The organism is Ruegeria sp. BG11 (genome assembly GCF_056538565.1).
This window is the reverse complement of the sequence record NZ_JBQFTH010000001.1, coordinates 232,197-247,364: the sequence shown is the minus strand read 5'-3', so window position 1 is coordinate 247,364 and position 15,168 is coordinate 232,197. Positions and strand designations below refer to the sequence as shown.

Below are 15,168 nucleotides of genomic sequence, written 5' to 3'. Positions count from 1 at the left end.
CGCCTAGACCGGTTTGACGAAATCGCGGCGCATCTGTTCCGCTTTTTCTCGGCTGATGCAGCCTATCGCGTGATCATTGATCAGCCCCATCGCCTGCATGAAGGAAAAAACGGTGGTGGGGCCGACAAACTTCCATCCCCGCTTTTTTAGGTCTTTAGACATCGCCACTGACTCGGCTGAGGTGCTGGCAGTCTGTGGCTCTGGCGGTGAAGTCGGTTCAAATCGCCAGACATACGCCGCGAGGGAACCTTCCCGCGCCACCAACTCCTGCGCGCGGCGGGCGTTGTTGATCACGGCTTCGATCTTGCCGCGATGGCGGATGATACCTGCATCTTGCAAAAGACGCTCGATATCTGCGTCAGCAAACTCTGCCATCTTGTCGAAATCAAAGTCGCAAAAGGCCCTGCGGAAGTTCTCGCGCTTGTTCAGGATCGTGCGCCAGCTGAGGCCGGACTGAAAGCTCTCAAGACACAGTTTTTCGAACAATCGTCGATCATCGGACACCGGGTAACCCCATTCCGTGTCGTGGTAGTCGAAGAACTCAGGCGCCGCTCGACACCATGCGCATCGGGCACGGCCATCAGGGCCCAAAACGGTTTTGCTCATGAATGTACCTATTTTGTTCTCATTCAGACTACACACAAAGCTGAGGCTCTGACAAGCGTCAAAGCTTGTCGCGGTACCAGTTCAGAACGAAAACTCGAATGGCGGATGCCAACCCTGTATCGGGGTCGCGTGCAACATCAATATCGGCAGCCAAAGCATTGATGGGCTGCTGTTTTTCTTCGGCAATATCGCGGAACGCACGCCAGAATTCATCCTCAAGCGAGACCGAAGTCCGGTGCCCCTTAAGCGTCAGAGAGCGTTTGACCGGAGGGCCGCTCATTCATCCATCTCGTGATTGTCCAGATCGCGGGTCTGCTTGTCCTTTTGCAGCTTAACGACCTCTTTTTCGGCCTTGCTGCGCCCGAAGGCGACTGCATTTTGATCCGCGCGGGCCTTTTTTTCGGCCCGCGCTTTCTCTTTCCGATACCGGTTCAAGTTGACCGGCTTACCCATCAGTCTTTTGGACCGATCATCTGTTCGGGGCGCACAACGGCGTCAAAGGTTTCTTCATCGACAAAGCCCAGCGCGATGGCCTCTTCCTTGAGGGTCGTGCCGTTCTTATGCGCCGTTTTGGCAACCGTAGTGGCGTTGTCATAGCCGATGGTTGGGGCCAGAGCAGTTACCAGCATCAGAGATTCCTTCATCAGCTTGTCGATGCGCGGCTCGTTGGCCTGAATGCCCGACAGCATCCGTTCAGTGAAACTGTCGGTGGCATCGCCAAGCAGTTGGATCGACTGCAGAAGGTTGTAGGACATCATAGGGTTATAGACATTCAGCTGGAAATGACCCTGGGAGCCCGCGAACTTTATCGCAGCATCATTGCCCATGACATGGGCGGCCACCTGTGTGAGGGCTTCGGCCTGTGTCGGGTTCACTTTACCAGGCATAATGGAAGACCCCGGCTCGTTTTCCGGTAGAATCAGCTCTCCTAGACCCGAGCGAGGACCTGAGCCTAGCAGGCGAATATCGTTGGCGATCTTGTAGCAAGACCCGGCGATGGTCGCCAATGCACCCGACAAGAAGACCATGGCGTCATGCGCGGCTAGGGCTTCAAATTTGTTCGGAGCGGTTACAAAGGGCAGGCCAGTAATTTCAGCCATGTTGGCGGCGACGGCTTCGTCCCATCCACCATGGGTGTTCAACCCGGTTCCAACGGCGGTGCCACCCTGCGCCAGCTCGTAGATCCCGGGCATTGCAGCCTCAACGCGGGTAATGCCCTGACGGATCTGATGGGCGTAGGCTCCGAATTCCTGTTCCAGCGTCAGCGGAGTCGCATCCTGCGTATGAGTGCGACCGATCTTGATGATACCCGCGAATTCAGCCGCCTTTTTCTCAAGCGTTTCGGCAAATTTGGTAAGACCGGGCAGCAGCACGTCGCGCACGCTGACCGCAGTTGCGATATGCATGGCGGTCGGGAATGTGTCGTTCGACGATTGGCCCATGTTGCAGTGATCATTGGGGTGAACCGGGTCTTTCGAGCCGATGACGCCGCCCAAAATCTCGATCGCGCGGTTCGCGATCACCTCGTTCGAGTTCATGTTGGACTGTGTGCCCGAGCCGGTCTGCCATACGACCAGAGGGAAGTTGTCGTCGAACTTGCCCTCAATCACCTCACCAGCGGCCTGAATGATCGCGTCCGCGATTTTGGCGTCCAGCTTGCCGGTCGCTTTGTTCTCCATCGCGCAGGCTTTTTTGATCACGCCCAGCGCACGCACGATGGCCACGGGCTGCTTCTCCCAACCGATGGGGAAGTTCATGATTGAGCGCTGCGTCTGCGCCCCCCAGTACTTGTCAGCGGGAACCTCGAGCGGGCCAAAGCTGTCGGATTCGGTGCGGGTCTGAGACATCGGGTACTCCGTCTGGTATGCAGTTGTATGCCGTTTTGCCAAGGCAGCGCCGCAACGCAATTGGCCAGTTGCGCGCAGCTTAAACTCAACAAAACCCAAGGTATAGGCGCAAGGCCGGTGAAATTGTTCCAATCGCGCGCGCAAGCCCCATTGTGCGCGCCTGCCGCTAAGCTACAATAACTGAGTGGCCATGGTGGAGGATGAAATGCCAATGTCAGCTCGGATGATCCCGTTGAAAACCATACTGTTGGCCATGGGGCTGATCCTGCTTGGTACGCTGGCGAACGCCTCTAGCGTCGCGCCGTTCGTTGGGGACTATACCGGGTCAGCCAATGTGGTTGATGAGGATGGCACTGCGACGCCTCGGGATATGAGCGTGTCGATCCATGAGACCCGCAACGGGTTCAATGTCAGTTGGACCACAACGACCTACAAGCTGGACGGGCGGGTCAAGCAGCAGAAATTCTCGGTGGATTTTGTGCCCTCGGACCGGCCCGATGTGTTTTCGGCTGCCATGCAACGGAACGTGTTCGGCCACGAGGTACCTCTGGACCCGATGAAAGGTGAACCTTTTGTCTGGGGCCGGATTGAGGGGGACACAATGACCGTGTTTTCCCTGTTTATTGATGCGCAGGGCGGCTACGAGTTGCAGCAATATGATCGCACGATAGCCGAGGGCGGTTTGAACCTGTCTTTCTCGCGCTTCATCAACGGAGACAAATCCCGCGCGGTCGAGACCTTTTTGCAAAAACAATAAACCCCGCGAGGGGCGCGGGGCTTGATGGACTACTTGCGGAAGCTGTCCAATGAGACGACGTCGGCGTCGTGATGAACCTCGGGTTCTTCAACCTCGATTGTCTCTTCTACGAACTCCTCTTCCGCGTCGTCATCCTCGGGTCCTTCAAAGCGCAGGCCGAATTCGACGGACGGGTCTACGAACGTTTTGATGGCCGTGTAGGGGATGTAGAGCGGTTCCGGCGCATCTCCGAAGTTCAACGTAATCGCAAAGCCGTTTTCACCGACCTCGAGGTTTTCGAACCAGTGCTGCATCACGATCGTCATCTCTTCGGGATAGCGGTCACGCAGCCAGTCCGCGATGTCGACGCCGTCTTCTCTTGTATCAAACGTGATGAAGAAATGGTGCGCGCCGGGCAGGCCGGTTTCAGAGACGCCGGTCAGAACGGTTTTAATCAGCCCGCGCATGGCGGTGTGCATCAGGTTTCCATAGTCGATGTCTTGCGACATGTGTCATCCTCGAAAGTGGTTGCATCCAGCATAGGCGTTTTAGCTGGAAACGAAAGGGCGGGTATCGCCGGATTGATCATAATAGCTGGATAGCGATGCCCGCGATGGCCATCAGTGCCAGAACCGTTGCCATCCCTAATTCTGCCCGAAAAATCAATACCCCAGCGGCGATTGTGAGCGCTGCCGCACTGAGGTTTAGCGAGTCCCACTCAGGCAGAGGTATCGAGACAGGCCCCCAACTGTATTGGGTGACCACATCGAATAGAACGTTCAAGGCGAACCACACGGAGAGGTTGAGAATCACACCTACGACGGCTGCCGTGATGCCATGCAAAGCGGCAGAGAGCCGAGGGCGCGTCGCCAGTTTGTCCAAATACGGAGCGGCGAGAAAGATCCAGAGGAAACACGGCACGAACGTCGCCCATAGCGCAACCGCACCTGCGGCGAAGGCCAGAGAGAGCCCGCCGTTCATTTGTCCGGTCAGCATCGCGACGAATTGCGTGACCAGAATCAACGGGCCAGGGGTGGTTTCCGCAAGACCCAGCGCGTCGATCATCTGACCTGTGCTGATCCATTGATATTGATCGACCACTGTCTGTGTCATGTAGGCCAGGACCGCATAGGCTCCGCCAAAGGTCACCACGGCCAGACGGGCGAAGAACCATCCTAGATCACTCAGCAATTGATGACCGGAAAGGGACAGGAGGACCAACGGGCCGAGCCAGAGCGGCACCCAAATGGCAACCGTGCGCAGTGTGCTGGTACCGCTGGCACGCGAGTTGGTGTCTTGCTGCACAACGGGTCCTTTGAAACACACATAACCCCACAGTGCGGCGGCCAGAATGATCAGTGGAAAGGGCAGGTTGAACAGGAAGATACCCAGGAACCCGATCCCCGCGATGAGGCGGTGTTCCGTGTCGGTTAATGCCTTTCGTGACAACTTCAGAAGCGCTTGAAGGACGATCACGATGACCGTGGCCTTGATCCCCAGAAAACCGGCTTGCACAAGGGGCAGGGTGCCGAAGCTCGCATAGAGCAGAACCAGCGCAGAGATGACTATTGCCCCCGGCAGAACAAACAGGGTGCCAGCAATCAACCCTCCGGTCACGCCCCGAAGACGCCAGCCCGCATAGGTGGCCAGCTGCATCGCCTCTGGCCCCGGCAGTAACATGCATAGGGAAAGGGCGCGCAAATAGGTTTCCTCGGACAACCAGGCGCGACGGTCTACCAACTCCTGATGCATCAAGGATATCTGCGCCGCAGGGCCGCCGAAGGACAAAAGACCAATTCTGCCGAAGACCAGAACAAGGTCGCTCACCGAAGGCGTCATGTCACGTCTGCCCGACGGTCAAAATGCGCTCGGATGACTGGATTTTTTGATCACGAAGCATGACCCATTTCCCCGCAATGGCGGCCGTGCGCCGAATGCGCGCGGCACGTATGGCCTTAGCTATCGCGTCAGAAACTTGGGGGTCAAGGCGGCTTGGGTGTTCAGCTCCAATCCAGTCGCTGACCGGTCATGCAGACGGGCAGGGTATCCTGCGGAAACTGACCAAGTTGTTCAAAAAACGATATGAAATCGAATTGGTTGTAGGCCTCGACCATCTTTTCGCCTTTGAAGCGGGCCATGACCTGGCCCGTCACCTCCAGCGGGGCACCGTTGTCGGCGCGGAACGTTCTGACGTGCAGAATGGCGGACACCCAATCCCCGTTTTGGATGATCTTTGGCAGCTCGACCGAGATTTCACCCAGAATATGCCGGAAGGCCATCACAAGATCGCGAAAATCATCGGCGCCAACCTGCATTTCGGGGATCAGCCCCTCGGCCATGGTGTCCGGCGCAAAGTACTGATCAATTGCATCGGTATTTCCTTGTTCCCAAACTTCCGAATACCACGCTTTCAAGATATCTGAGTGGGTCATCCCGGCCCTCCTGTCTGTCTGGGATGACTTTGGACAAAAGAGATGAATAAACTCTGAATCTGAGCCGAAATAAACGCAGACATAAGGTGGAGGAAATGCAGGTTTCTGTTGCCAGGTACCTGCGAACCCCGCCTTACGCGGCTAGGCGCAAGGGCTTAAGTTTCGGTCTTGTTACTGCTTACGCAGCAACTGCAACCGGAGCACGATTGTCGTTTGCAATTGTACTAGTTTCGCCGATAACGGTGGCAGACAGCCGAGACAAAGCTAACCCCTTTAGACGTTCGTCGATCCTATTTCGGCCCCAAAATCCTCAAACGAAGGACGGTTGGTGGAGCCGCCGGGTACCGCCCCCGGGTCCGATCCGCTTATTACGAGCGCGTTTATGTCCATAGTCCCGAAGGACAGAACTTATATAGGTGAGGAGATTTCGGGATGCAAACCCGGAAATGCCCTCAGGGCACTGTAAATCACGGGGTGCGGTTCAGATTTGCAGCGATCAGCCAGACGGCCAGGATCAGTTCAATTCCCCCGAAAATCATGGCCTTAGCAAGTGGTGGATTGTCCAGCAGCACCGACACGAACCGCCCCAAAGCCGCCCCGGCATAAGCTACGCCCAGCATGGCGTATGCCATGGGGTGGTTGAGCCAGATCACGGCAATGCCGGTGACCACAAACAGCCCTCCGACCGAGGCACGCATCTCGCTCAGGCCCATGGTGCTGTTGGTCGGGGCCAGATCCAGCGCCGTCGCGGTGTGCAAAGGCGCGAGAAAGCCGAACAGGCCAAAGCCGATGGTCAGCAGGGCCGCGATGACGTTGAGGATATGTACCATGATCGTGCCTTTGTCCGGTTACACCGCGTAGGCGGCGTCAAAGAAGTCTTTTTCGAGCTCGACCGCCCTGTGGAACAGCCTTGCGACCTCGGCTTGCGCCTCTGGCGTCAAGGTGGGCCAGGTTTTGTCAAGTTGCCCGCGCAGATACTCGACCACACTTTCAAAGCCTTCCCCAGCATGTAGCGTGATCCATTCCGCGAACCAGAAAGGTAGATCGGGTTTCGGCGGATTTTCCGGGCTGGCCCAGCTGAGATAGACCCATTCGGCGACAACCAGCACCGCCAGCATGTTCTCATACCGGCCCGTAGCCGCAGCCTCGGCCATCAGGTCCTGAAACGCCTTGGTTGCGGGGGCAGCGTCGGTGCTGGGTTGTGTGCCCAGAGCCTCGAGCGAGCGCAGGAAGTAGGTGTTTTCAGGACCGGTAATCAACGCTAGAAATTGCGCGGCCGGAACGCTGTCGGCCAAGGTGGGCGCGTGTGCAATGGCGCTGGCCAGCAAGCGGACGAAGCCGTCGACGAACTGATAGTCCTGTTGCAGATACCAGCGCATCTTGTCCTCGGGCAGGGTGCCGTCTGACAGCTCGCGCGTGAAGGCATGGGTTGTTGCCGCCTGCCAGTCGGCAGCCTTGCCCTGACGCAGCATTTCCGTGGGGCGCGTGTTCTGGGACACTTCGAAAACTCCTAACTTCTTTCAAAGCAGGACAAAGCGGTTTTTCAAAACATGTGCAAGGTGATCGTGCGGCGACTAGATTGCGGACCAAAGCCCCAACACGCCGACCAAAATCAAGCTGAGTGCCCAGATGAGTTCAAGGTTGAACCAGGTGCGTGAGAGGAATTGAAGCCCAAGCCAGCGATAGACGCCATAGGCCAGAAGACCGCCTCCTAGGATCATTGCGGCGGTGTGCAGCGCGGCCACGGCCAGAACCAGCAGGGTGTTTGTTGTCATGATCTGAGAGATGGCTTGATGCCCGGCGTCCAGCTCATCCAAATTGCACAGACCCAGATAGATCGGAACAAGCATCAACGCCGCGCCATGGGCGAGCGCGACCAGAAAGGACCACAGCGCGAGTTTACTGGGCGGCACGCGCGATAAAAACCGGGGGTGGTTGCGGGTGACAGCAATATACAACCCCATCGCAATCACGATCAGCGCGGCCCCGATGCGGATTTCGCGTTGGTAGTCGATCAACACGGCCATCATCGCAAACGGCAACAAGACACCCAGCATCGCCAGGAAATGACCGCCCGCAAGGGCCGCCAACGCGCGCCAGAGGGCGGATTGGCGTTGCTCCATTAAGGCGGAAGAGACAGCAAGCGGCCAGCCCATACCGGGATTCAGCCCGTGATAGGCACCGCTGAGAACAACGGCCAGCCAGAGGCCAGCCGTTGATGTCATCAGAAATTCCAACTCAGACCGAAGGGTAGCAGAAACTGTCGGTCGAACAGTCTCCGCCCTCCAACCGGATCTGGTGGCTGCGATAGCCTTCGGGGAATTCGACCCAGAATTTGGGATCCAAGGTCAGGCCGCCGTTCTCGCCGACATCGGCTTTGACCATCGCCGCACCGCGCTCGCCGGGATAGAACTGGTCGTCCCAAGTGGAATAGAGCGAGTTGGTCCAGTAGACCCGTTTCCCGTCGCGGCTGATTTCAACCATCTGCGGGCCATAGCCAAAGTCCTGACCGTTCGGATGTTTGGTCTTTTTGACGATACCACCGATTTCAACCTTGCCAGCCAGCGTCGGGTTCATCGGGTCTGAGACATCATATTGGTGCATCTCTCCGGTGCCCCAGCAGGCGACATAGAGGTATTTGTCGTCGAGGCTCAGGTCGATATCCGTCACCAGCGGTGGAACGGCCGAGAACCCTTTCAGCAGGTCCGGCAAGTCATCAGGGTCAGCCGGTTGCGGGTCGATAGTGATGGTTTTCTTGGCCTCAAACGAGCCGTCGTCGTTTCGCCACCATGTGAAAATCGCGCCTTGCAGGTTGGTTGTGTCCACAACAACGCCGCAGAACCCATATTGTTTGACCGGATCGTGAGCCGGGCGGATCTCCAACGCCATCTGGTGGTTTTCGCCCAGATCAATGGTCTGGATATTGGTGCGGCTGCGCAGGTTCCAGAAATGGATGCTGTGACCATATTTGTTCGACAGCAGGTCCTCGGCCACGATTCCGTTCTCAAACTGTGGCGGCAGGCCCCATTCAGAACTGACCATGTAGTCACGCGGCAGGTTCCACCAGAAATCATAGTGCTTGTCCTGCACGCCGCGCTCGATCTCATACCGTCCGATGATCTCGAAGCTTTCGCAATCCATGATGAAGATACCCGGAGGGCCGTCGGTCCCGTCCTCTCCGCCGCCGCCCAAGGTGCTGACATAGATGCCTTCAGGCCCGCAATGAATGGTGTGAGGGCGAGAATATCCTGTCTTTGCAAAGACTTCCTCGGGTTCAATGATCTTGTGGATTTTGGCCTCTAGCGGGTTCTTCACGTCGATCACGTAGATCCGGCTGGAGCGGATGCCCGGGATGATCAGATAGCGTCGTTCCAGAAACGCGTGGCCCGTCAGCGGCGACAATGCCGACGAGCAGGCGTTCCACCCAAAGTGGTGAAATTCATCGCCTTTTTCCGGCATGATGACCTGATGGACGATCTTTCCATAGTCGTCAGAAGTTGGATCGACATTCACAACCGCCAGTCCGTCAGGTTGCGAAAAATCCGGGCTGAGCATCAGCGTAAAAGCAAGCGTCTCAGTGGGGCCCTCCATCGCCAGCTTGGCAGATGGGTAAAAGGTTGGGTCCGGTCTTGTATTCATAACATCCTCCCGTAAGTCATTGATCTTCAATTCGTTCTGAGAGTTCCGGTCTTGGCGCCGGGTGACATCCTGCCTGCTCGTGCTTCCTTTCTGCCTGTTGGTCTGCGTCAGATTTCGGGCCTGAGTGTCAGGCGGTTTTACGTTTGCGCTCGGCCACATCTCGGGCCAGTTGGCGTGTATAGGTTTCAAGTTCGATCAGTGTCGCGTCTACCGATGGGGCATCGCGCGCCTCAAGCGCGTCGGCGATCTTGGTGTGCAGCGCAATGATCTCTTCGCGCGAGCGCGCGGTGAAGGTGATCATGTTCATCAGAGGCTGCATGGCCTCGACCGCACCCGCCAGTTGATAAGACAACACTGGATTATCCGCGCCATCGACCAGCGCGCGGTGAAAGGCGACGTCCGAGGCGCAGAAAGCCTCATCGGTCAGACCTGGCTGAGCCTGACGAAAGATCTCGGCCCGCATCGTTGCCAGTTGATCCGCAGTGCGACGTTGGGCCGACAAGGGCGCGCAGGCGCGCTCCAGCGCATACCTCGCCTCGCACGCTGTGTCGAAACTAACGGCGTTCATCGACAGCAGCAGGGTCGAGGTGGTAATTTGCTGCGAATAGGCGTCCTCAAAGCTGATCCGGTTCACAAAGGCCCCGCCGGTTGCACCGCGTTGGGTTCGGATCAGGGACTGCGCTGCCAAGCGCTTCAGCGCCTCGCGCACCGTAGGTCGCGACACCTGGAACTGATCCGCAAGCTCTGATTCGGAGGGCAGGCGCTCATCCACGATCAATTCGCCGGACACAATCGCGTTCCGAATGGCCTGTGCGATCTGGGCAGAGAGGTCTGCGGGATTGGCGGGGTCTATCTTCATTTGTGGCCAGTCTGAAAATTTTATTTGTCTGACATTTAAAAGTCTGACATTTGAAAAGCAAGAGAGTTGAGTCGGAGGATCACATGAGTCGCGCATTATTCCGCAGCGGAATGTGGCTGGCGTTCTATGCTGTGATCCTGTGGGCGTGGTGGGTCATGTTCTCGATGAGCCGAGACATGGATCTGGACTTCATTGGCCGGCCAGGGCCGATGGGACAGGCCATGGCGGCGATGGATCCGCGCATGGATATGTATATGCCCATGGCCGAGTTCGGACCTTTGTTCTGGATGTGGGCGATCATGATGGCTGCAATGATGCTGCCAACGCTGGTGCCGACGCTCCGCAGCTATGACGACCTGATCCGCAGCGCCAATGGCACGCGCGCCGGATGGCTGGGGGTTCTGGCCGGGTATTTCATCGTCTGGGTCGGGTTTGCAGCGCTGATCGCAGGTGTACAGCTAGCCCTGCTGTTCGGTGGGTTTGTCGATATGCTGGGCATCGCCAAGTCCAATTGGGTGGCCGGAGGGTTGCTTATCGTGGTCGGCGCCTTCCAGTTCACTCGCGCGAAGGAGGTTTGCCACGGCGTTTGTCACGCCCCAATGACGTATTTTCTAAGCCATTGGAAAACCGGCTTTACGGGTGGCGTTAAAATGGGGTTGGGGCTCGGCGCATTCTGCGTCGGTTGCTGCTGGGGCTTTATGGCGCTCGGCTTTGTTGGTGGCGTCATGAGCCTTTTGTGGATGGGTCTGGCGACCTTGTTCATGGTTTTGGAAAAACTCCCTCAGATCGGGCATGCTGTGACCCGACCCATGGGGTTCATACTGATCGCAGGCGGTGTTGTGCTGCTGATCTATCCCTTTGCTTACGGAGGATAAGCTGATGGCGAAAAACAGAAAACCCGAGGCCGACCGGCTTCCGATTAGTCAGCGGATCGACAGCCGTATGCCCAACCCCAAGCGGCGTGAGATGAGCCCGACGGATTGGTCCATCAAGGGCGAACTGATCCTGAACTGCTCATGCGATGTGTTCTGCCCCTGCGTGGTCTCGTTGGGCGCGCACCCTCCGACCGAGGGTCATTGTCACGCCTGGATGGGTGTGATCATCGACGAAGGACACTATGAAGGTGAAGATCTGTCGGGCCTGAATGTTGGTCTTCTGGTCGATATTCCGGGCCGCATGGGCGAGGGGCAGTGGAAAGTCGCCGCCTATGTCGATGAACGCGCAAGCGGCAAGGCCTATAACGGGCTGCTGCAGATCTTCAGCGGTCAGGCCGGCGGCACCACGGGCCTGTTCACCATGCTGGTGAGTGAGATCATCGGGGCCGAGCGTGCTCCGGTCCAGATCGAACGGGACGGCAACAAGCGCAGGATTGCGATCGGTCGTAAAATCCAAGGCGAGATTGAGATGCTCGGTGGTAAAGACCCTGAGCATCCGGTGATGGTGTCGAACTCCAAATACTGGATGGGGCCGGACATCATCGTGGCGCGCGGAAACAAATCGAAAGTGCGCGACTATGGTCGCGTCTGGGATTTCGGTGGTAAATCGGCCGAGATTTGCCCGATCGACTGGCATGGGCCGAAGTGATGATCACCAGAGCCTTTGCCCGAGAAATGGCGCGCTACAACCACTGGCAAAACAGCCAGTTGGCGGAATTTCTTCAAGCGCTTTCGCCCGAAGAACTGATGCAGGAACGTGGTGCTTTTTTCGGCTCGATTATAGGCACGGCGAACCATTTGCTGTGGGGCGACTGGATCTGGATGTCACGCTTTGACAAAGGGCCGGGGCCAGAGAGCAATATCCACCGACCCGGAGGCGGCATCCACGAAAGCGTGCATCTCTGCCCCGATCTCGACAGCTGGCTGGCTATGCGCGTGGCTATGGATGATCGGATCTCGGATTGGGCGGATACGCTTGGCGATGAGGTTCTGTCGGGGCCTTTCACTTGGTACTCAGCCGCAAAAGAGGCTGATGTTACTTTGCCTTACGCGCAATGCGTGATGCATTTCTTCAACCATCAAACCCATCATCGTGGACAATTACACAAAATGCTGACCGAAGCCGGTTCCGAGGCCCCGGTCAGCGATCTTTGCTTCATGCCAAAGGAGGGCTGAATGCCGCAAATATCCCTGTCTCGTCGCCTGCGCCGCACGCCGTTCTCCGAAGGCGTCGAAGCCGCTGGTGTCAAAGGCTACACGGTGTACAACCGGATGTTGTTGCCGACGGTTTTTGAAAGTGTCGAGGCCGACTACCATCACCTGAAAAAGAATGTTCAGGTCTGGGACGTCTCATGCGAACGTCAGGTTGAACTGCGCGGGCCCGATGCTGCGCGTCTGATGCAAATGCTGACACCGCGTGACCTGCGCGGCATGCTGCCCGGACAGTGCTTCTATGTGCCGATTGTGGACGAAACCGGCGGTATGTTGAACGATCCCGTGGCGGTGAAACTGTCGGAGGATCGTTGGTGGATCTCTATCGCCGACAGCGATTTGTTACTTTGGGTCAAGGGGTTGGCCAACGGATATCGTCTGGATGTGCTGGTTGATGAACCGGACGTGTCGCCCTTGGGCGTTCAGGGGCCAAAGGCAGATGAGCTGATGGCCCGCGTTTTCGGAGACCGTGTGCGCGATATACGTTTCTTCAAGTTCGACATGTTCGAATTCGAAGGGCGCGACCTTGCAGTTGCCCGCTCGGGCTACTCGAAACAGGGCGGGTTCGAGATTTATGTCGAGGGCAGCGACATCGGTATGCCTCTGTGGAACGCTCTGTTCGCGGCGGGCGAAGACTTGGACGTGCGGGCCGGGTGTCCCAACCTGATCGAGCGGATCGAAGGTGGGTTACTGTCCTACGGCAATGACATGACCGACGACAACACGCCACATGAATGTGGACTGGGCAAGTTCTGCAATACGCATACCGCCATTGGCTGTGTGGGTCGGGATGCGTTGTTGCGTGTGGCCAAAGAAGGCCCGGTACAGCAGATACGTCCGATCGCGATTGACGGAGATGCAGTGCCGCCTTGTGTCCAGCCGTGGCCTGTCTTTGCGGACGGAAAGCAGGTGGGTCAGGTGACATCTTCTGCCTGGTCTCCGGATTTCTCGACCAATGTTTCGATAGGTATGGTCAAATTGAGCCATTGGGACGCCGGAACCAAGGTCGAAGTTGAAACGCCTGACGGTATGCGAGGCGCGACAGTACAGAGGCAGTTTTGGATCTAGTGGAGGCAGGGGGCTCTGCCCCCGTCGCTGCGCGACTCCCCCGAGATGTTTTGGGCCAGGTGAAGGATTGGGCTGGCCACCAAAAATGAAAGGATAGCAATATGTTCAATGCTTTGGTTATGGAAAAGGATGAAGAAAGCGGTCTGGCAAGCCCCTCGGTCAAGCAGCTCTCGCTGGAGGATCTGCCTGACGGAGAGGTGACGGTTGCTGTTGAGTATTCGACGGTGAACTACAAGGACGGTTTGTGCCTGTCGGCCAAAGGCGGCGGCCTGGTGCGGAACTACCCGCACATTCCCGGTATCGACTATGCCGGGACAGTCGAGGCGTCCTCGGACGACCGCTACAAGCCCGGTGACAAGGTGGTTCTGACCGGCTGGCGTGTGGGTGAGGCCCATTGGGGTGGATTTTCGCAGAAGGCCAACGCTCGGGCCGATTGGTTGGTGCCGTTGCCGGATGGGCTGGATGCTCGGCAGGCGATGGCCGTTGGAACGGCTGGGTTCACGGCCATGTTGGCAGTCATGGCTCTGGAGGATCACGGGTTGACGCCGGACCGTGGGCCTGTGCTGGTGACTGGTGCTGCAGGCGGCGTTGGTTCGGTGGCGACGGCCATTCTGGGCAAGCTGGGCTATGAGGTCGCGGCTGTGACCGGACGCCCCGAGACCGGCGACTATCTGAAGTCGCTTGGTGCCACGACCATCGTGCCGCGTGAAGAGCTGAACGAGACCACAAAGCGCCCGCTGGAAAGCGAAACCTGGGCCGGGTGTGTTGACGCCGTTGGCGGTGACATGTTGGCTCGCGTTCTAGGTCAGATGAAGTACGGTTGCTCGGTCGCTGCGGTTGGACTTGCTGGCGGTGCGGGGTTGCCTGCGACAGTGATTCCCTTCCTGCTGCGCGGAGTGAACCTTCTGGGGATCGACAGCGTGATGCAGCCCTATGACAACCGCCTGCGGGCTTGGCAGCGCATCGCGACCGACCTACCGATGGACAAGCTGGAGGCCATGGTGCATCCGGCCGCTCTGTCCGATTTACCGCAACTGGGTGCGGATATTTTGAAAGGTCAGGTCAAGGGCCGCGTTGTCGTCGACGTAAACGCTTGATCCAAGAAAATAGCCGGGGCAGAACTGCCCTGGCTTATCCATTTGGGCGGCAAAAGGACCGAAACAGTTCTGGTCATTGCCACAATTCATGCTCATGATTGCTATACATCCCAAATGCGATGGCTTAAGACCCATCCAAACAGCACTTGAAGACGGGGAGTGAGCAGCATGTCTGACGACTTCGAACTGGACACCGACGATCTGAAACGCCGCATGTATGGCGCGATGTCCAATCTCAAAACTGAATTTGCCTCTCTGCGCACCGGGCGGGCTTCGGCCTCGATGTTGGAGCCAGTGATGGTGGACGCTTATGGCTCGATGACACCGATCAACCAGGTTGGAACGGTCAATGTGCCTGAACCTCGGATGGTGACAGTAAACGTCTGGGACAAGGGCCTTGTGGGCAAGGTCGAAAAGGCGATCCGTGAAAGCGGGCTGGGCATCAACCCGCAGCTGAACGGCACCATCATCATGCTGCCGATCCCGGAACTGAACGAAGAGCGCCGCCGCGAGTTGGGCAAAGTTGCCGGGCAATACGCCGAAAGTGCGCGGGTTTCGATCCGCAATGTGCGGCGCGACGGTATGGATCAGATCAAGAAAGCGAAATCGGACGGAATGTCCGAAGATGACCAGAAGTTCTGGGAGAGCGAAGTTCAGGATCTGACCGACACGATGATCAAAGCTGTTGATGCCGCGCTTGAGACCAAGCAGTCGGAAATCATGCAGGTCTGAGCCGG

The 15,168-nt window shown here is 57.6% G+C and carries 19 protein-coding genes and 1 other RNA gene; 7 read left to right on the top strand and 13 right to left on the bottom strand.

Annotated features, from left to right (window positions below; genetic code table 11):
* Window positions 1-3: 3 nt before the first annotated feature.
* Genes ACR0JF_RS01290 through fumC form a run of 4 tightly spaced genes read right to left on the bottom strand, consistent with a single transcriptional unit; the run spans window position 4 to window position 2,453 of the window.
* Entirely contained in the window at window positions 4-606 is a 603-nt protein-coding gene (locus ACR0JF_RS01290) for a DNA-3-methyladenine glycosylase I (RefSeq protein WP_170747533.1), read from the bottom strand.
* A gap of 58 nt (window positions 607-664) precedes the next feature.
* Entirely contained in the window at window positions 665-886 is a 222-nt protein-coding gene (locus ACR0JF_RS01285) for a ribbon-helix-helix domain-containing protein (protein ID WP_170659606.1), read from the bottom strand.
* Window positions 883-1,059: a DUF4169 family protein gene (locus tag ACR0JF_RS01280; RefSeq protein WP_170659605.1), complete on the bottom strand. Its 177-nt coding sequence runs from the start codon at window positions 1,057-1,059 to the stop codon at window positions 883-885. Before ACR0JF_RS01280 ends, ACR0JF_RS01285 begins: the two co-directional genes overlap by 4 nt.
* Window positions 1,059-2,453, bottom strand: a complete 1,395-nt coding sequence (gene fumC, locus ACR0JF_RS01275) for a class II fumarate hydratase (protein WP_170548552.1) — start codon at window positions 2,451-2,453, stop codon at window positions 1,059-1,061. The genes ACR0JF_RS01280 and fumC overlap by 1 nt, the downstream gene beginning before the upstream one ends.
* A 205-nt stretch (window positions 2,454-2,658) precedes the next feature.
* Between fumC and ACR0JF_RS01270 the strand changes: the two genes are divergently transcribed.
* Window positions 2,659-3,210 (top strand): hypothetical protein, encoded by a 552-nt coding sequence (locus ACR0JF_RS01270; protein WP_480668854.1) that lies wholly within the window; start codon window positions 2,659-2,661, stop codon window positions 3,208-3,210.
* A 29-nt stretch (window positions 3,211-3,239) separates the two neighbouring features.
* On the opposite strand, the gene ACR0JF_RS01265 is transcribed toward ACR0JF_RS01270, so the two are convergent.
* The 9 genes from ACR0JF_RS01265 to ACR0JF_RS01225 all read right to left on the bottom strand — a co-directional run bounded on the left by ACR0JF_RS01265 (window position 3,240) and on the right by ACR0JF_RS01225 (window position 10,119).
* Window positions 3,240-3,698: an SspB family protein gene (locus ACR0JF_RS01265; RefSeq protein WP_170466831.1), complete on the bottom strand. Its 459-nt coding sequence runs from the start codon at window positions 3,696-3,698 to the stop codon at window positions 3,240-3,242.
* A 76-nt stretch (window positions 3,699-3,774) separates the two neighbouring features.
* Window positions 3,775-5,028: a chromate efflux transporter gene (gene chrA, locus ACR0JF_RS01260; protein ID WP_170659604.1), complete on the bottom strand. Its 1,254-nt coding sequence runs from the start codon at window positions 5,026-5,028 to the stop codon at window positions 3,775-3,777.
* Between the two features lie 161 nt (window positions 5,029-5,189).
* A complete protein-coding gene (locus ACR0JF_RS01255; RefSeq protein ID WP_170659603.1) occupies window positions 5,190-5,621 on the bottom strand; it encodes a nuclear transport factor 2 family protein in 432 nt (143 codons plus the stop codon).
* Window positions 5,622-5,715: 94 nt separating this feature from the next.
* Window positions 5,716-6,063, bottom strand: a transfer-messenger RNA (tmRNA) gene (ssrA, locus tag ACR0JF_RS01250).
* Window positions 6,064-6,088: 25 nt separating this feature from the next.
* Window positions 6,089-6,451, bottom strand: a complete 363-nt coding sequence (locus tag ACR0JF_RS01245) for a DUF4345 family protein (RefSeq protein ID WP_170458314.1) — start codon at window positions 6,449-6,451, stop codon at window positions 6,089-6,091.
* An 18-nt stretch (window positions 6,452-6,469) separates the two neighbouring features.
* Window positions 6,470-7,120 carry a TenA family protein gene (locus tag ACR0JF_RS01240; RefSeq protein WP_480668853.1) on the bottom strand — a complete coding sequence of 217 codons (651 nt, stop codon included), beginning with the start codon at window positions 7,118-7,120 and terminating at the stop codon, window positions 6,470-6,472.
* 75 nt (window positions 7,121-7,195) lie between these two features.
* Complete coding sequence (locus ACR0JF_RS01235; protein ID WP_170373782.1) at window positions 7,196-7,846, bottom strand: hypothetical protein; 651 nt, start codon at window positions 7,844-7,846, stop codon at window positions 7,196-7,198.
* Window positions 7,847-7,859: 13 nt separating this feature from the next.
* Window positions 7,860-9,260: a selenium-binding protein SBP56-related protein gene (locus ACR0JF_RS01230; protein ID WP_170659602.1), complete on the bottom strand. Its 1,401-nt coding sequence runs from the start codon at window positions 9,258-9,260 to the stop codon at window positions 7,860-7,862.
* Window positions 9,261-9,387: 127 nt separating this feature from the next.
* Window positions 9,388-10,119, bottom strand: coding sequence for a GntR family transcriptional regulator (locus tag ACR0JF_RS01225; protein WP_170487018.1), 732 nt, complete (start codon window positions 10,117-10,119; stop codon window positions 9,388-9,390).
* An 83-nt stretch (window positions 10,120-10,202) separates the two neighbouring features.
* On the opposite strand from ACR0JF_RS01225, the gene ACR0JF_RS01220 reads away from it, so the two are divergent.
* The 6 genes from ACR0JF_RS01220 (at window position 10,203) to frr (ending at window position 15,163) form a co-directional block, all read left to right on the top strand.
* A complete protein-coding gene (locus tag ACR0JF_RS01220; protein WP_170659601.1) occupies window positions 10,203-10,994 on the top strand; it encodes a DUF2182 domain-containing protein in 792 nt (263 codons plus the stop codon).
* 4 nt (window positions 10,995-10,998) lie between these two features.
* Entirely contained in the window at window positions 10,999-11,703 is a 705-nt protein-coding gene (locus tag ACR0JF_RS01215) for a DUF1326 domain-containing protein (RefSeq protein WP_170458301.1), read from the top strand.
* Window positions 11,703-12,230, top strand: coding sequence for a DinB family protein (locus tag ACR0JF_RS01210; RefSeq protein ID WP_170659600.1), 528 nt, complete (start codon window positions 11,703-11,705; stop codon window positions 12,228-12,230). The genes ACR0JF_RS01215 and ACR0JF_RS01210 overlap by 1 nt, the downstream gene beginning before the upstream one ends.
* The gene (locus ACR0JF_RS01205; protein ID WP_170659599.1) at window positions 12,231-13,334 is read left to right on the top strand and encodes a dimethylsulfoniopropionate demethylase; all 1,104 of its coding nucleotides are present in this window, start codon (window positions 12,231-12,233) and stop codon (window positions 13,332-13,334) included. It abuts the gene before it with no gap.
* A gap of 101 nt (window positions 13,335-13,435) precedes the next feature.
* A complete protein-coding gene (gene acuI, locus ACR0JF_RS01200; RefSeq protein ID WP_170659598.1) occupies window positions 13,436-14,431 on the top strand; it encodes an acryloyl-CoA reductase in 996 nt (331 codons plus the stop codon).
* A gap of 168 nt (window positions 14,432-14,599) precedes the next feature.
* Window positions 14,600-15,163: a ribosome recycling factor gene (gene frr, locus ACR0JF_RS01195; protein WP_170659597.1), complete on the top strand. Its 564-nt coding sequence runs from the start codon at window positions 14,600-14,602 to the stop codon at window positions 15,161-15,163.
* The last annotated feature ends 5 nt before the right edge of the window (window positions 15,164-15,168 follow it).

What these genes read in the sequence shown, in the direction of transcription:
- ACR0JF_RS01290 (WP_170747533.1), bottom strand. Translation starts at nt 606, where the DNA reads ATGAGCAAAACCGTTTTGGGCCCTGATGGCCGTGCCCGATGCGCATGG.
- ACR0JF_RS01285 (WP_170659606.1), bottom strand. Translation starts at nt 886, where the DNA reads ATGAGCGGCCCTCCGGTCAAACGCTCTCTGACGCTTAAGGGGCACCGG.
- ACR0JF_RS01280 (WP_170659605.1), bottom strand. Translation starts at nt 1,059, where the DNA reads ATGGGTAAGCCGGTCAACTTGAACCGGTATCGGAAAGAGAAAGCGCGG.
- fumC (WP_170548552.1), bottom strand. Translation starts at nt 2,453, where the DNA reads ATGTCTCAGACCCGCACCGAATCCGACAGCTTTGGCCCGCTCGAGGTT.
- ACR0JF_RS01270 (WP_480668854.1), top strand. Translation starts at nt 2,659, where the DNA reads ATGCCAATGTCAGCTCGGATGATCCCGTTGAAAACCATACTGTTGGCC.
- ACR0JF_RS01265 (WP_170466831.1), bottom strand. Translation starts at nt 3,698, where the DNA reads ATGTCGCAAGACATCGACTATGGAAACCTGATGCACACCGCCATGCGC.
- chrA (WP_170659604.1), bottom strand. Translation starts at nt 5,028, where the DNA reads ATGACGCCTTCGGTGAGCGACCTTGTTCTGGTCTTCGGCAGAATTGGT.
- ACR0JF_RS01255 (WP_170659603.1), bottom strand. Translation starts at nt 5,621, where the DNA reads ATGACCCACTCAGATATCTTGAAAGCGTGGTATTCGGAAGTTTGGGAA.
- ACR0JF_RS01245 (WP_170458314.1), bottom strand. Translation starts at nt 6,451, where the DNA reads ATGGTACATATCCTCAACGTCATCGCGGCCCTGCTGACCATCGGCTTT.
- ACR0JF_RS01235 (WP_170373782.1), bottom strand. Translation starts at nt 7,846, where the DNA reads ATGACATCAACGGCTGGCCTCTGGCTGGCCGTTGTTCTCAGCGGTGCC.
- ACR0JF_RS01230 (WP_170659602.1), bottom strand. Translation starts at nt 9,260, where the DNA reads ATGAATACAAGACCGGACCCAACCTTTTACCCATCTGCCAAGCTGGCG.
- ACR0JF_RS01225 (WP_170487018.1), bottom strand. Translation starts at nt 10,119, where the DNA reads ATGAAGATAGACCCCGCCAATCCCGCAGACCTCTCTGCCCAGATCGCA.
- ACR0JF_RS01220 (WP_170659601.1), top strand. Translation starts at nt 10,203, where the DNA reads ATGAGTCGCGCATTATTCCGCAGCGGAATGTGGCTGGCGTTCTATGCT.
- ACR0JF_RS01215 (WP_170458301.1), top strand. Translation starts at nt 10,999, where the DNA reads ATGGCGAAAAACAGAAAACCCGAGGCCGACCGGCTTCCGATTAGTCAG.
- ACR0JF_RS01210 (WP_170659600.1), top strand. Translation starts at nt 11,703, where the DNA reads ATGATCACCAGAGCCTTTGCCCGAGAAATGGCGCGCTACAACCACTGG.
- ACR0JF_RS01205 (WP_170659599.1), top strand. Translation starts at nt 12,231, where the DNA reads ATGCCGCAAATATCCCTGTCTCGTCGCCTGCGCCGCACGCCGTTCTCC.
- acuI (WP_170659598.1), top strand. Translation starts at nt 13,436, where the DNA reads ATGTTCAATGCTTTGGTTATGGAAAAGGATGAAGAAAGCGGTCTGGCA.
- frr (WP_170659597.1), top strand. Translation starts at nt 14,600, where the DNA reads ATGTCTGACGACTTCGAACTGGACACCGACGATCTGAAACGCCGCATG.